Origin of the sequence: Devosia sp., assembly GCF_028290645.1 — a bacterium.
In the GTDB taxonomy this organism is placed as follows: domain Bacteria; phylum Pseudomonadota; class Alphaproteobacteria; order Rhizobiales; family Devosiaceae; genus Devosia_A.
In genome coordinates, this window is record NZ_JAQGJL010000331.1 from 1 (window position 1) to 13,867 (window position 13,867).

Annotated in this window: 16 protein-coding genes; 2 read left to right on the top strand and 14 right to left on the bottom strand. The window is 65.1% G+C overall.

Going from position 1 to position 13,867, the window contains the following annotated elements:
• From JWQ89_RS17640 to JWQ89_RS17690, 11 genes are all read right to left on the bottom strand, one after another.
• Positions 1 to 1,978 (bottom strand): sodium-translocating pyrophosphatase (locus tag JWQ89_RS17640; RefSeq protein ID WP_299643088.1); only part of this gene is annotated, 1,978 nt, incomplete at its 3' end.
• A 371-nt stretch (positions 1,979 to 2,349) separates the two neighbouring features.
• Positions 2,350 to 2,649 carry a YggT family protein gene (locus JWQ89_RS17645; protein ID WP_299643108.1) on the bottom strand — a complete coding sequence of 100 codons (300 nt, stop codon included), beginning with the start codon at positions 2,647 to 2,649 and terminating at the stop codon, positions 2,350 to 2,352.
• Between the two features lie 90 nt (positions 2,650 to 2,739).
• Positions 2,740 to 3,345, bottom strand: coding sequence for a DedA family protein (locus tag JWQ89_RS17650; protein WP_299643089.1), 606 nt, complete (start codon positions 3,343 to 3,345; stop codon positions 2,740 to 2,742).
• Positions 3,346 to 3,467: 122 nt separating this feature from the next.
• Entirely contained in the window at positions 3,468 to 5,282 is a 1,815-nt protein-coding gene (typA, locus tag JWQ89_RS17655) for a translational GTPase TypA (protein WP_299643090.1), read from the bottom strand.
• A gap of 113 nt (positions 5,283 to 5,395) precedes the next feature.
• Positions 5,396 to 6,898 (bottom strand): EAL domain-containing protein, encoded by a 1,503-nt coding sequence (locus JWQ89_RS17660; protein ID WP_299643091.1) that lies wholly within the window; start codon positions 6,896 to 6,898, stop codon positions 5,396 to 5,398.
• On the bottom strand, positions 6,847 to 7,527 hold the full coding sequence (locus JWQ89_RS17665; RefSeq protein WP_299643093.1) for a PAS-domain containing protein: 681 nt from the start codon (positions 7,525 to 7,527) through the stop codon (positions 6,847 to 6,849). Before JWQ89_RS17665 ends, JWQ89_RS17660 begins: the two co-directional genes overlap by 52 nt.
• Positions 7,528 to 7,611: 84 nt before the next feature.
• The gene (locus tag JWQ89_RS17670; RefSeq protein WP_299643094.1) at positions 7,612 to 7,929 is read right to left on the bottom strand and encodes a hypothetical protein; all 318 of its coding nucleotides are present in this window, start codon (positions 7,927 to 7,929) and stop codon (positions 7,612 to 7,614) included.
• 7 nt (positions 7,930 to 7,936) lie between these two features.
• Positions 7,937 to 8,347, bottom strand: a complete 411-nt coding sequence (locus JWQ89_RS17675; RefSeq protein ID WP_299643096.1) for a hypothetical protein — start codon at positions 8,345 to 8,347, stop codon at positions 7,937 to 7,939.
• Positions 8,335 to 8,814 (bottom strand): hypothetical protein, encoded by a 480-nt coding sequence (locus JWQ89_RS17680; RefSeq protein WP_299643097.1) that lies wholly within the window; start codon positions 8,812 to 8,814, stop codon positions 8,335 to 8,337. Before JWQ89_RS17680 ends, JWQ89_RS17675 begins: the two co-directional genes overlap by 13 nt.
• Complete coding sequence (locus JWQ89_RS17685; protein ID WP_299643098.1) at positions 8,799 to 9,278, bottom strand: hypothetical protein; 480 nt, start codon at positions 9,276 to 9,278, stop codon at positions 8,799 to 8,801. The genes JWQ89_RS17680 and JWQ89_RS17685 overlap by 16 nt, the downstream gene beginning before the upstream one ends.
• 208 nt (positions 9,279 to 9,486) lie before the next feature.
• On the bottom strand, positions 9,487 to 10,713 hold the full coding sequence (locus JWQ89_RS17690; RefSeq protein WP_299643099.1) for an argininosuccinate synthase: 1,227 nt from the start codon (positions 10,711 to 10,713) through the stop codon (positions 9,487 to 9,489).
• A gap of 137 nt (positions 10,714 to 10,850) precedes the next feature.
• Between JWQ89_RS17690 and JWQ89_RS17695 the strand changes: the two genes are divergently transcribed.
• A complete protein-coding gene (locus JWQ89_RS17695) occupies positions 10,851 to 11,480 on the top strand; it encodes a LysE family translocator (protein WP_299643101.1) in 630 nt (209 codons plus the stop codon).
• Positions 11,477 to 12,328: a 23S rRNA (adenine(2030)-N(6))-methyltransferase RlmJ gene (gene rlmJ / locus JWQ89_RS17700; RefSeq protein ID WP_299643103.1), complete on the top strand. Its 852-nt coding sequence runs from the start codon at positions 11,477 to 11,479 to the stop codon at positions 12,326 to 12,328. Before JWQ89_RS17695 ends, rlmJ begins: the two co-directional genes overlap by 4 nt.
• A 9-nt stretch (positions 12,329 to 12,337) precedes the next feature.
• Here rlmJ and JWQ89_RS17705 read toward each other — a convergent pair whose 3' ends face one another.
• The 3 genes from JWQ89_RS17705 to JWQ89_RS17715 all read right to left on the bottom strand — a co-directional run.
• Positions 12,338 to 12,736 (bottom strand): hypothetical protein, encoded by a 399-nt coding sequence (locus JWQ89_RS17705; protein WP_299643104.1) that lies wholly within the window; start codon positions 12,734 to 12,736, stop codon positions 12,338 to 12,340.
• Complete coding sequence (locus tag JWQ89_RS17710; protein WP_299643106.1) at positions 12,733 to 13,458, bottom strand: DUF433 domain-containing protein; 726 nt, start codon at positions 13,456 to 13,458, stop codon at positions 12,733 to 12,735. Before JWQ89_RS17710 ends, JWQ89_RS17705 begins: the two co-directional genes overlap by 4 nt.
• Before the next feature lie 20 nt (positions 13,459 to 13,478).
• On the bottom strand, positions 13,479 to 13,867 hold a 389-nt coding region (locus JWQ89_RS17715), incomplete at its 5' end, for a GNAT family N-acetyltransferase (RefSeq protein ID WP_366144021.1).

The window sequence follows — 13,867 nt, forward strand, 5'->3', positions numbered from 1 at the left end:
GGCTGTCGGTGAAGCCATCCTCAAAGGACTTCTTGGCGTTGTCCCAGGCGCCGCCGCCGGCAGTCATCGAGATGGCGACGAAGAGGCCGGTGACGATCACGCCCATCAGCATGGCGCCGAGGGCGGCGAAGGCGGAGGCCTTGCCGGCGATCCAGTAGATGACGACGAACACCACGATGGGTGAGAGCACCGGCAGCAGCGAGGGGACGATCATTTCCTTGATCGCCGCCTTGGTCAGCATGTCGACGGCCTTGCCGTAATCGGGCTTGTCGGTGCCGGCCATGATGCCCGGCTTTTCCTTGAACTGGCGGCGCACTTCCACCACCACCGATTGCGCGGCGCGGCCGACGGCGGTCATCGCCATGCCGCCGAAGAGGAACGGCAACAGGCCGCCGAACAGCAGGCCGACCACGACATAGGGGTTGGCGAGCGAGAAGTTCACCGCCTGCATGCCGTAGAAGAACGAGCCCTCGACGGCGTTGGCGACGAAGTATTGCAGGTCCTGCGTGTAGGCGGCGAACAGCACCAGGGCGCCGAGGCCGGCCGAACCGATGGCATAGCCCTTGGTGACGGCCTTGGTGGTGTTGCCGACGGCGTCGAGCGCGTCGGTATTGTGGCGCACTTCCTTGTCGAGGCCGGCCATTTCGGCAATGCCGCCGGCATTGTCGGTGACCGGGCCGAATGCATCGAGGGCAACGACGATACCGGCCAGCGCCAGCATGGTGGCGACGGCGAAGGCGATGCCGAAGAGGCCGGCGAGGTTATAGGTGACGATGATGCCGGCGATGATGACGATGGCCGGCAGCGCGGTGGATTCAAGCGAGACCGCGAGGCCCTGGATGACGTTGGTGCCGTGGCCGGTGACCGAGGCTTCGGCGATCGAGTTGACCGGGCGGCGGCCGGTGCCGGTGTAGTATTCGGTGATGACGATGATCAGCCCGGTGATGACGAGGCCGACGACGCCGCACCAGAACAGGCTCCACGGCGTGAACGCCTTCTCGGCGGTGCCGAGCGCGGCGTTGAGGTCGCCGAAGACCAGCCACAGCACCGGGAGCAACGCCACCAGCGAGAGCACGCCGGTGGCGATGATGCCCTTGTAGAGTGCGCCCATGATATTGTTGGAGGCGCCGAGCTTCACGAAATAGGTGCCGATGATCGAGGTGATGACGCAGGCGCCGCCGATGGCGATCGGCAGCACCATGCCCATGAGCTTGTAGGCATCGGGGAGGACGATGGCGGCCAGCACCATGGTGGCGACGATGGTCACCACGTAGGTTTCGAACAGGTCGGCCGCCATGCCGGCGCAATCGCCGACATTGTCGCCGACATTGTCGGCGATGGTGGCGGGGTTGCGCGGATCATCCTCGGGGATGCCGGCTTCGACCTTGCCCACCATGTCGCCGCCGACGTCCGCACCCTTAGTGAAGATGCCGCCGCCGAGACGGGCGAAGATCGAGATCAGCGAGGCGCCGAAGCTGAGTGCCACGAGCGAGTCGATGACGGTGCGGCTCGTCGGCTCGTAGCCGAGGAACTGGGTGAGGACGATGAAGTAGAGCGCGACGCCGAGGAGGCCGAGCCCGGCGACGAGGAGGCCGGTGACGGCGCCGGACTTGAAGGCGAGATCGAGGCCGCCGGCGAGCGACTTGGTCGCCGCCTGGGCGACGCGCACATTGGCGCGCACCGAGACGTTCATGCCGATGAAGCCGGCGGCGCCGGAAAGGATGGCGCCGATGGCAAAGCCGATGGCGGCGTAGGCGCCGAGCAGGAAGAAGGCGAGGATGAAGATGACCACGCCGACGATGCCGATGGTGGTGTACTGGCGGCGGAGATAGGCGGAGGCGCCTTCACGCACTGCGGCGGAAATCTCCTGCATGCGGGCGGACCCCGCATCGGCCTTCAGCAGGCCCTGCGTCGTGACGACGCCGTATACGATGGAGAGCAGACCGCAAACGACGATCGCCCAGAGCAAAAGAGTCATAACGAATGTTCCCTCAGTGTGGCGTCGACGGGGAACGCTCCATAGTTGCAGCGGCGTGTGGCCGCTCCTCCTCGCCCCCCGACGATCGCTTGGCGAAACTTGTGCCAAATCGTCGCGGGGTGCGCAACGGGTTTGAGGCGGGGGTGTGGCGCGGGACGGGGGTGGCGTTGCGGGGCGCGCGCGGGGATGGGCTGAACTCCTCACCCTGACCCTCTCCCCTCAGGGGAGCGGGGGCGCGAGGAGCGGTGCAGTTCGTCGCCTGTCGGTCGCTCAACGCCAGGTATTGCAGACCCCTCATCCGGCCTTCGGCCGCCTTCTGCCTCAAGGGGACCAGGCGCCTGTTGATCCAGTCGCGCGCCGCTCGCGAGGCGTCAGAGTGCGCCGATGGCGGCGCGGGCGGCGTAGTAGCCGATGAGGCTTTGCAGGAAGAAGATGATGATGAAGACGATCAGCGGCGACAGGTCGAGCCCGCCCATGGGCGGGACGACGCGGCGGATCGGCTTGAGGATCGGGTCGGTGATCTGGTTCAGCACGCGCCAGACACTGGCGACGAACTGGTTGCGGGTGTTGATCACGTTGAAGCTGATGAGCCAGCTCATGATGATCATGATGAGGAATACCCACCAGATCAGGTTGAGGATCAGGTTCAGCGTCTGCAGCAAAGCGTAGATCATCACGGGGCCCCGGGGTGTATCGGCCCTATTTAGGGGTCCGGGGTGCGGGGGGCAAGCCGGGCCGGCGATTTTCCGCAGCCGGCTCGGCTAGTTGGCCTTGCCGGGGCGCCAGGTGACGAGGCGATAGAGGTAGAGCGCGATGACCGCGGCGAAGACCACGAGGGTCAGCGGGTCGAGCCAGGATTCGACCAGGTCGTAGTGCTCGGCGAGGAGGTAGCCGGCGCCGGCGAGAATGGTGTTCCAGGCGAGGATGCCGGCGAGCGAGGCAGCAAAGAACAGCGGCACCGGCATCCTGGCGAGGCCGGCGGGCACCGAGATGAGGGTGCGGATGATCGGCAGCAGGCGGCCGAACAGCACGATCCACGGGCCGAAGCGGCGGAACCAGCCGGTGGCGAGGTCGATCTCGTCGCCATTGAGGGTGAACCAGCGGCCGAAGCGATCGGCGAGGGCGCGGACCCGGGCGAGGCCGAAGAGGCGCCCCAGGAGATACCACGGGACCATGCCGGCGACCGAACCGAGGCTCGCGGCGATCACCACGCCGATGAAATCGAGGTTGCCCTGGGCGGCCGAGAAGCCGGCAAAGGGGATGATCAGCTCGGACGGGATCGGCGGGAACACCGCTTCGACCAGCATCAGGAGGAAGATGCCGAGATAGCCGAAATTGGTGATGGTCTCGATGATCCAGGTGGCCATGGGTCCCTCAACCTCGGTGTCATCCCTCCCGAAAGCAGGGACCCAACTATCCGCCAGCGCCCGCTGCCCGATGGGTCCCAGCTTTCGCTGGGATGACATCGAGTGTGCGGGTGGAACGGTGGCTAGCCCGCCTTCTGGGCGCGCATCATGCGCTTGCGGTCGTTGGGGTCGAGCCAGATCTTGCGCAGGCGGATACTCTTGGGCGTCACTTCGACGTACTCGTCGTCGGCAATGTAGCCGAGCGACTGTTCGAGGGTGAGCTTCTTGGGCGGGGTCAGGCGGACCGCTTCGTCTTTCGACGTGGTGCGGATGTTGGTCAGCTGCTTGCCCTTGAGCGCATTCACTTCGAGATCGTTCTCGCGGCTATGCTCGCCGATGATCATGCCCTCGTAGATGTCGACGCCCGCGTCGATCATGATCGGGCCGCGCTCCTCGAGGTTCCACAGCGCGTAGGTGACGGCCTGGCCGGTGCCGTTGGAAATCAGCACGCCGGTGCGGCGGCCGGGGAGCGGGCCCTTGTAGGGCTGGTAGGCGTGGAACAGGCGGTTGAAGATCGCCGTGCCGCGGGTGTCACTCAAGAGTTCGGGCTGGTAGCCGATGAGCGAGCGGGTGGGGACGTAGAAGCGCAGCCGGGTGCGGCCGACGCCCGAAGGGCGCATGTCGACGAGGTCGCCCTTGCGCTCGGTGAGCTTCTGGACGACGACGCCAGTGTGCTCGTCGTCGACGTCGATGATGACTTCCTCGATCGGCTCGAGCTTTTCGCCGTTCTCCTCGCGGATGACGACGCGCGGGCGGCCGATGGTGAGTTCAAAGCCTTCGCGGCGCATGTTCTCGATCAGCACGGCGAGCTGGAGTTCGCCACGGCCGGCGACTTCGAACGAGTCGTTGTCCTCGCCTTCGGTGATCTTGATGGCGACGTTGCCTTCGGCTTCGCGCAGCAGGCGCTCGCGGATGACGCGGGACTGCACCTTGTCGCCTTCGCGGCCAGCCAGCGGGCCGTCATTGATTCGGAAGGTGACCGACAGGGTCGGCGGGTCGATCGGCTTGCTCGGCAGCGGCTCGTTGACCGAGGGGACGGTGAGGGTATCGGCGACCGTCGAGGTCTCGAGGCCGGCAATCGCGACGATGTCGCCCGCCTCGGCAATATCGACCGGGGTGCGCTCGAGGCCGCGGAAGGCGAGAACCTTACTGACGCGGCCCTTTTCGACTTCCTTGCCGTCACGGCCGAGCGAGTGGATGGCGTCGCCGGCCTTGACCGTGCCGGAGGTGATGCGGCCGGTGAGGATGCGGCCGAGGAAGGGGTTGCGCTCAATGGTGGTGACCAGCATGCGGAACGGGCCGGCTTCGACCTTCGGCTCCGGAACGTATTCGAGCACCTTGTCGAGCAGCGGCGCGAGGCTTTCCTTCGGACCCTCGGGCTTTTCGCTCATCCAGCCGAGCTTGGCGGCGCCGTAGAGCACCGGGAAATCGAGCTGCTCGGGAGTGGCGTCGAGGGCGATGAAGAGGTCGAAGATCTCTTCGAGCACTTCGAGATGGCGCTCGTCGGGGCGGTCGATCTTGTTGATCGCGACGATGGGGCGGAGACCCTGGGCGAGGGCCTTGCCGAGCACGAACTTGGTCTGCGGCATCGGGCCTTCGGCGGCATCGACGAGGATCACCACGCCATCGACCATCGACAGGATGCGCTCGACCTCGCCGCCGAAATCGGCGTGGCCGGGGGTGTCGACGATGTTGATGCGGGTGTCTTTCCAGACCAGCGAAGTGACCTTGGCCAGAATGGTAATGCCGCGCTCGCGCTCGAGATCGTTCGAGTCCATGGCACGCTCTTCGACGCGCTGGTTATCGCGGAACGAGCCCGACTGCTTGAGCAGAACGTCGATCATGGTGGTCTTACCGTGGTCGACGTGGGCAATGATTGCGATGTTTCGCAAGGACATGAGGGACGGCCGATCAGATTTCGGGAGATTAGCCGCGCCCCATATCGGACCAGTGTCACATTCTCAAGACAATTCGCCGTATGGCTGGGTTGCGGGGCGCGGACGGCCGCCTCTCAGGAGACGCGGTGGAGCCTCCGGCGGCTTGCGCCAGCCTGCCCGGCCAGCATGTCGGTGACGGCCTCGGCGCTGATCGGGGGCGAGAACAGGAAGCCCTGGACTTCGTTGCAGCCCTGGTCGCGGACGGCGGCGAGCTGTTCCTCGGTTTCGATGCCTTCGGCGGTGGTCGACATGCCGAGCGACTGGCCGAGCCCGATCACTGCCTTGATGATGGCGAGGCTGTCGCCCTTGGCCTTCAAATCGCGCATGAAGGAGCGGTCGATCTTGATCTTGTCGAAGGGGAAGGAGCGCAGGTAGCTCAGCGAGGAGTAGCCGGTGCCGAAATCGTCCATCGAGATGCGGACGCCCAGCGCGCGCAGCTTGTGGAGGGTCTTGAGCGTCGGCTCGTTGTCGGAGAGGAGCAGCGACTCGGTGATCTCGAGTTCGAGCCGGGTGGGGGCGAGGCCGGTGTCGCGCAGGGCCGCCTCGACGGTTTCGAACAGGCGCTTGTTCTTGAACTGCACCGGGGAGAGGTTGACGGCGACACGCACGTCGGAGGGCCAGCCGGCGGCGGTGCGGCAGGCCTCGCGCAGCACCCATTCGCCGATGGCGACGATGAGGCCGGTTTCCTCGGCGATGGGGATGAACTCGGTGGGGGAGATGGTGCCGCGGTCGGCGGTGTCCCAGCGCAGCAGCGCTTCGAGGCAGGTGATGCGGTTTTCCTTGAGGCCGACCAGCGGCTGGAACACCAGGCGGAGCTCGCCCTTGGCGAGCGCGAGGCGCAGTCCGGCTTCGATGGTGCGGCGCTTCTGGATCGCGGCATCCATGCCGGATTCAAAAAAGTGGTAGGTCGAGCGGCCCTCGTTCTTGGCCTTGTAGAGCGCGAGGTCGGCGTTCTTCATCAGGATTTCGGAGGTGTCGCCGTCCTGCGGGGCCATGGCGATGCCGACCGAGGTGCCGATCACCAGCTGGTGTCCGTCGATGGTGAAGGGGTTGGCCATCGCCTTGACGATGCGCTCGGCAATGGCAGCGGCCTCGGCCGGGTTGTCGACGCCGCGCAAGAGCAGCGCGAACTCGTCGCCGCCGAGGCGGGCAAGGAGGTCATTCTCGCGCGTGGCGCCCCAGAGGCGGGCCGAGACCTGCTGCAGGAGCTTGTCGCCGAGCGAGTGGCCGAGCGTGTCGTTGACCGACTTGAAGTGGTCGAGATCGATGCAGAGCACGGCGATGTGCTCCCCACGGGCGAGGCCCGGCTCGGCGGCCGCCATCTCCTCGAGGAACTGCACCCGGTTGGGCAGCTGGGTCAGCGCATCGTGGCGAGCGAGGTGGCGGATGCGCTCCTCGTGCTGGCGCTGCTCGGTGATGTCCTCGTGGGTGGTGACCCAGCCGCCATCCTTCATCGGATGGTGCTGCATCATGATGGTGCGGCCGTTGAGCTCGTGGATGTTCTTGCCGTATTCGCCGCGGGCGATCACCTCGCGGCGCCAGCGGACGTAGTCGTCGCGGTTGGGGCCGGCCTGCATGCCTTCGTCGAACAGGTAGCCGAGGATGTCGTCGAGCTGGTGCCGGGCTTGAGCAGGTGTTCGGGCAGCTTGTAGATGCGCTGGTAGGGCTGGTTGCAGATCACCAGGCGACCCTTGGGGTCGTACATGCAGAGGCCCTGCGAGATATTGTTGACCGCCGCGTCGAGCCGGATGTTCTGGCGTTCGAGCTCGCGCTTGCGCTTCTGGATGATCTCGGAGGAGGCGATCTCCTCGGTGACGTCCTCGTGGGTCACCACCCAGCCCAGCCCCGGGGAGAAGGCGTGGGCGGTCTCCAGCCAGCGATCGCCGGCGACGCGCTCGCGCACCTTGGCGCGGGCCCCGCCACGGTTGCCGAGCAGTTCCGCCTTGTAGGCCGCGAGGAACTCCTCCGGCGTCTGGTCGGGGTGATTGCCCATCTCGGCGGAGAGACGGACCACGGCCTCGAGCGTCATGCCCTTGCGGATGCGGCGGGAGGGGAAGCCGTAGATGTCGAGATAATGCCGGTTGAACATCACCAGCCTGAACTGGGTCGACCAGACGCAGAATCCGTAGGGCACCGACTGCAGCGCCGCATCGAGCAGCAGCGTGTCGGCGGCCTTGTGAACGGAATCGACCGATAGCGCCTTCACTTCTGCTCAGGCCCCCGAAATCCCCGAAATCAGCACGGCACGCTAGCTATGGGTGGTTAAGGAACGCTTTAGACGCCGGGGGCGCTATTCGAGCCCTACCTTCAGCATCTCGATCTCGGACTTGAGCTTCTGGATCTCGAGTTCGTAGAGACGGGCGCAGTTGAGCCGGGTGGGAGCCTCGCCGAGCGGGATGATGACGCGGGCATAGGCCACGGCGCTCTGCGGGGCGCCGTTGTCGCTGCCGAAGTCGCCGCCGCTGTCGTAGTAGTTCGACAGGTCGCCTCCGGCGACGCCGAGATCAAGGTAGCCGCCGGACGAGTTGATCGACTGGCTGCAGCGCACGCCCTCGGAGGTGGTGATCGAGTCCTCGCCGCCGGGGCCGACCGGGGGCGGCGGCAGCATCAGGCCGTCAGCCGCCGCGGCCGGACATGCGGCCAGTGTAACGACCACAGACGCGCGGCAGGATCGGGCCATCCAACGCTTTAGGCATGACACAAAGCGCAATTGTCCGCTCCCTTTTCTTATGGTCGATGTCGAAGGTCACGATGACCTGGCGCGAGAAGCCGGGGGCCATGGTGAGTTCGGCGGGCCTGATGACGACGCCGTCGATCGGCGTCTTGTAGTCGGGGGCCAGCGGCACGAGCACGAAGGTCATGCGCCGGTTGTAGGGGTTGCCGATGGTCAGCCGGAACGCCTTCTTGTCGGAGGGCGTCACCCCCGATTTCTCGAGCGGGGAGAGCGACTGCGCGGCGGCCGGGGCGGCAATCGCGAGCCCGGTGGCAACCGCCATGGCCAGAATGGCAAGCTTCAGGGATGGCATGTGACGACGGTCCTCGTGGTGTAAGTGCCGGGGGCAAAGCCGTTGGGGTTGAGGATGCGGTTGTTGAGCGTGATCGTGAACGTCAGGCCGGCGAGCACGCCCGTCGCGTGGAAGCTGGTCGTCGTGCCCGTGTAGGTCTGGCTGGCGCCAGGGAAGAGCCCGAGCACCGCGGTGGCGTTGTAGGCGACCTGCAGGGTTTCGGCGGCGGCGTTGTAGCCGGCGGGCGACTGCGTGCGGGTCGGCGCCGCGACATCGATCGTCGCCGTGCCGTCGAGAAGGGAGAGGATGCTGGTCATTGTCCCCGGGGTGGTGCCGTTGACCTCGGACCCGAGCACGGTGTTGTCGCTCGACGCGCGCAGCGTCCCGGGCGCATTCAGGTTGAGCGAGCAGGCAAGCGCCGGCGGCGGCGCCAGCAGTGCCGCAAAGGCGAGGACCTCGATGGCGATGTGGTTCAGGGCTGCGCGCATGTGACGACGGTTCGGGTCGTATAGGTGGCGGCGGGGAAGCCACTGGTGTTGGTGATGCGGTTGTTGATGGTCAGCACCGAGGCCGCAATGGTGCCAAGGGGCCGGCTGGTCTGGCTCGTCGTATAGGCCTGGGTGACGGCGCTGAGCCCGGAGGCACCGGCATAGGAGACTTCGACGACCTCGTTGGCCGTCACGTATCCGACTGGCGCGGAGGATGTGCGCGTGGGCGCGCCGACCGTGAGGGTGGAGTTGCCGATCGACAGGATGGTGACGCTGCCGGCCACGCCGCCGGTTTCGTCCGAGCCGAGCGTGTCGCCCGTGGCGAGGTCCAGCGCCAGCGTGCCGTTGGTGCTGGCAACAATGGAGCAGCTGGCCGTGACGGTGCCGCTGAAATCGACATTGGCTGCTGCCGCAGGCAGCGCGCCGGCGAGCAGGACACAAGTGGCGAGGCCAAGTATACGCATGACTCTACTCCGGGTACGCGATGAACACGCCCGCAGTGTCGGTATTTCTTGGTTAATGAGTGATAAATATTGGTCGCACTATGCGTTAGTGCGCAATCAACCAGTCGCTGACGCCGCCGGCCGGCAAGAAATACCGCCGGCCGGCCACGCAGAAACACGCATCTCATGGTGGGAGGCGCGGCCGTCTTTCACGCGCGGCCGTCGCCGGTCATTTCTTGCCGAACTTCAGGTTGCGGGCGGCGTAGGTCTTCAGACGCAGGCCGTTCAACTTGATGAAGCCCTCGGCGTCCTTGTGGTCATAGGCGACGGCACCTTCCTCGAAGGTGACGAGGTCCATCGAATAGAGCGAGTAGGGCGAGGTGCGGGCGATGACACTTGCCGAGCCCTTGTAGAGCTTGACCGTGACTTCGCCGGTGACGAACTCCTGGCTCCTGTCGATCAGCGCCTGCAGCATCTCGCGCTCGGGCGAGTACCAGAAGCCGTTATAGATGAGCTCGGCATATTTCGGCATCAGCTCGTCCTTGAGATGCGCCTCGCCGCGATCGAGGGTGATGGATTCGATGCCGCGATGCGCCGCGAGGAGGATGGTGCCGCCCGGCGTCTCGTAGAGGCCGCGGCTCTTCATGCCGACGAAACGGTTCTCGACGAGGTCGAGCCGGCCGACGCCGTGCTTGCCGCCCAGCTCGTTGAGCCGGGTGAGCAGCATGGCGGGCGAAAGCTTCTCGCCGTTGACCGAGACCGGATCACCCTCTTCGAAGCCGATGGTGATGATCTCGGGCGCGTCGGGGGCCTTTTCGGGATCGACGGTGCGCTGCGCCACGTAGTCGGGTGCCGGCACTGCCGGGTCTTCGAGCACGAGGCCTTCCGAAGAGGTGTGTAGCAGGTTGGCATCGACCGAGAACGGGGCTTCGCCGCGCTTGTCCTTGGCGATGGGGATCTGGTTCTTTTCGGCGTAGGCGAGGAGCGCGGTGCGCGAGCGGAGGTCCCATTCGCGCCACGGCGCGATGACCTTGAGCCCGGGGCTCAGGGCATTGGCGGTGAGTTCGAAGCGGACCTGGTCGTTGCCCTTGCCGGTCGCGCCATGGGCGATGGCATCGGCGCCGGTTTCCTCGGCAATGGCGACGAGGTGCCGCGCGATCACCGGGCGGGCGATGGAGGTGCCGAGCAGATACTGGCCCTCGTAGAGGGCATTGGCACGGAACATCGGGAAGACGAAATCGCGCACGAATTCCTCGCGCACGTCGACGATGCGGATGTCCTTGATGCCGAACATCTCGGCCTTCCGGCGGGCCGGCTCGAGCTCCTCGCCCTGGCCGAGATCGGCGGTGAAGGTGATGATCTCGGCCTGGTAGTGCTCCTGCAGCCACTTCAGCATGATTGAGGTGTCGAGACCGCCCGAATAGGACAGCACGATTTTCTTGATGTCTTTGCTCATTTGCCTGATGCCGAGGCCGAACGGCCTGGTCCTGTGCCCGATGGGGCCGAGAACGGCCCTCAATTCGGCGCGCACCCTATTCAAGAGGGGTTGGCCGTGCAATTGCTCGGCCCAAGATTCTGCAGCAGAGCGCCAAAATGACAGAATTCCTCGCGTTTGCGGTGGCTGCGGTGATCCTGGCGATCACGCCGGGGCCGGATATGGCGCTGCAGCTGAGCCGGGCCATCAATTATGGGCGGGCGCATGGGCTGGCTTCGGCGGCGGGGGCGATGAGCGGGGTGCTGGTGCATACGACGCTGGCGGCGCTCGGCATCTCGGTGCTGATCGTCGCGGCGCCGACGGCGTTCCTGGTGCTGAAGATTCTCGGGGCGGTCTACCTGCTGTGGCTCGCCTACCAGGCGATCGTCCATGGCGGCGGGTTGCGGATCGCTACGGCGGCAAAGAAGCCACCGACGCTGAAGCAGAGCTTTGCCACGGGCGTGGGGATCAACCTCCTCAACCCCAAGGTGGTGCTGTTCTTCGTGACGTTCCTGCCGCAATTCGTCGATGCGCATGACCCGGCGGTGTCGGGTAAGCTGTTCTTCCTCGGCGCCGAGTTCATCGTGATCTCGATCCCGCTGGCGATCGCCACGGTGTTTGCGGCCGGGTGGCTGGCGGCGGCGTTCAAGCGGAGCAAGTGGGTAGAGCGGGCGCTGAACTGGAGCTTTGCCGGGATTTTCACGGCGTTCGCGGCGACGATCCTGACGGCGCAGGCGAGGCACGGATGAACTATTCACACGCCTTCCATGCGGGCAATTTCGCCGATGTGATGAAGCACATCATCGTCACGCGGCTGGTCGAGTATCTGAAGAAGAAGGATGCGGCGTTCCGGGTGATCGATACGCATGCGGGGATCGGGCAGTACGACCTCACCGGCTCGATCGCCAAGCGCTCTCCGGAATGGGTGGACGGGATCGGCAAGGTGCTGAAGGGCGGGTTGCCGCAGAAGGCGCAGGTGCTGGCCAAGCCGTATCTCGATGTGATCTCCGAGCTGAACCCGGGGGAGAAGCTTGCGACCTATCCGGGCTCGCCCTTGTTGGTGCGCAAACTTTTCCGGCCGCAGGACCGGCTGTCGGCGCTGGAGCTGCATCCCGAATATGCCGAGCGGCTGGGGAAGCTCTTCGAGGGTGATGTGCAGGTGCGGGTGATCCACCTCGACGGGTGGCTGTCGCTCAACGCCCACGTGCCGCCCAAGGAGAAACGCGGGCTGGTGCTGGTCGATCCGCCGTTCGAGGAGCGCGGCGAGTTCGAGCGGATCGTCGATGGGCTGGTGAAGGCGCATACGAAGTTCGCCACGGGGGTCTATGCGCTGTGGTATCCGCTCAAGGATACGCGGGCGGTGCACGATTTCATCTCGGCGCTCAGGGATACCGGCATTCCGAAGATGCTGAGGGCGGAGGTGAGCATCCGGCCGGCGTCGAACCCGCCGCGGCTGCATGGCTCGGGGATGATCCTCGTCAATCCGCCGTTCACGCTCGAGGGGGAATTGCGGGTGCTGCTGCCGGCGCTGGCGCAGTTGCTGGGCGATCCGGGCGAGGGGCGGCACAAGCTCGAATGGCTTCGGGGGGAGGAGTGATGGGTGTGTTCACAACTGTCGAAGTTTCGAGGTCGCCTTCAGGGGCAGAGCAAATAGCGCGGGTCCACGTATCAAGCTCAACTGCCGCCGCAGGATTGGAATCCAGAAGATTAACCTTGCGGTCTGATTGAGGGGATCCAACCGCGCCAGCGATGGTTCCAGAAAAAAGCCGATCAGGTTGGTTTGTAGCCAAGCAGCCCTCTCGATACGGTTCTTCGTGATTCTGTGGTCACCAGACACGACACTCCAGCCGCCCTCAGTTGCAAGGGCCGCTATCCAATCCAAATCAGAGATGGAGTGATCGAATTTGTCCCTCAGCGGTACGGCAAGGTCTCCGTCGCCGACAATAAGCTGGTGTATCGCCCGCGCGACCTTGGGGGACAAATTGTTGTCGATCAGCAGCTTCACGCAGCGAGGGCCGCTTCGAATCGGAGCGCTGCGCGGACGGACCGTTCATCTATCTCAAAGGCTCGGCTGATCTCCCTCGCTGATCTTCCGGCCGCGGACTGGAGTCTGAGGATCGCGGTAGGGACGCCAGAGTGGATCAGAACGGGCTGCCCGAACGATCTATTCGGATCGACAACGACCTCGCCACGGCCCGCTTCAGGCGTCCAATATGCGGCCGCGTCGCCATCGTAGGCGACGTCCCTGAGCCCCTCAGAAATAATGGAATGGAAGGCATGCTGGCCGCTAAGCACATCGATCAGGGCTGGCTCTCGGGTTCCCGATACGATCTCGAGATATATGCGGCGTCCGTCGCTCTTCAGTTTTGCGTTCGAAAAGGGATGGGTGTCGTTCAATATCTTCTGCGCAGAGGAAACGACCTTCCTGAGATACGGCAGCGATATCTTGGCCTGGCGGAAGCGATCAACGACGCGCAACTCGATGAGATCGCGAAATGACAGGTATAGTTTGTCTTCCAACGCCGGCAGTTCGGCCGTCCATAATGGTCGATCAAACACCGGGCCATCGCCATAGGCTCGGGTGCGTCCCTCGAGCCATCGATGAATGCGCGATGCGGGAACGCCAGTCAGCCGACTAGCCTCGGGCGCTGTATACGCGCCCCTCCCCCACAGATTGCCAAGTTCATTCGCGATCAACATGCCATCAGCATAGCTGATGCCGACCACGCTGTGAATCGGGTTGGCGCTCAGAGTTTGAACTCATAGTAGATCATCTGCTCGCCCTTGCCGCCGACCTTGCGATAGAGGCCGTTGGCTTCGAGGTTGTCGAGTTCGGTGCCGAGCCAGGCTTCGCGGCAGCCGAGTTCGCGGCCCCAGGTGAACATGGCTTCGACCATCTTGGTGGCGATGCCCTGGCGGAGGTGGGTGGAGGCGGTGCCGACCTCATCCACGTAGAGCTCGGTGACCTTGTCGGGGTGCTTGTGGATGACGGCGGTGCATTGGCCGACGACCATGCCGTTGTCGAAGGCGAGCAGCATGAGGTGGCCGGGCTCGCGCAGGTAGGCGGCTAGGCGTTCGGGATGGATGGGCTCGTCGAAGACGTCGGGGGCGATGTCGGCGAAGGCTGGTTCGTCGC

Coding starts and splice junctions, on each gene's coding strand:
- JWQ89_RS17650 (WP_299643089.1), bottom strand. CDS start 3,345: ATGGCCACCTGGATCATCGAGACCATCACCAATTTCGGCTATCTCGGC.
- typA (WP_299643090.1), bottom strand. CDS start 5,282: ATGTCCTTGCGAAACATCGCAATCATTGCCCACGTCGACCACGGTAAG.
- JWQ89_RS17660 (WP_299643091.1), bottom strand. CDS start 6,898: ATGCAGGCCGGCCCCAACCGCGACGACTACGTCCGCTGGCGCCGCGAG.
- JWQ89_RS17670 (WP_299643094.1), bottom strand. CDS start 7,929: ATGCTGCCGCCGCCCCCGGTCGGCCCCGGCGGCGAGGACTCGATCACC.
- JWQ89_RS17675 (WP_299643096.1), bottom strand. CDS start 8,347: ATGCCATCCCTGAAGCTTGCCATTCTGGCCATGGCGGTTGCCACCGGG.
- JWQ89_RS17680 (WP_299643097.1), bottom strand. CDS start 8,814: ATGCGCGCAGCCCTGAACCACATCGCCATCGAGGTCCTCGCCTTTGCG.
- JWQ89_RS17685 (WP_299643098.1), bottom strand. CDS start 9,278: ATGCGTATACTTGGCCTCGCCACTTGTGTCCTGCTCGCCGGCGCGCTG.
- JWQ89_RS17690 (WP_299643099.1), bottom strand. CDS start 10,713: ATGAGCAAAGACATCAAGAAAATCGTGCTGTCCTATTCGGGCGGTCTC.
- JWQ89_RS17695 (WP_299643101.1), top strand. CDS start 10,851: ATGACAGAATTCCTCGCGTTTGCGGTGGCTGCGGTGATCCTGGCGATC.
- rlmJ (WP_299643103.1), top strand. CDS start 11,477: ATGAACTATTCACACGCCTTCCATGCGGGCAATTTCGCCGATGTGATG.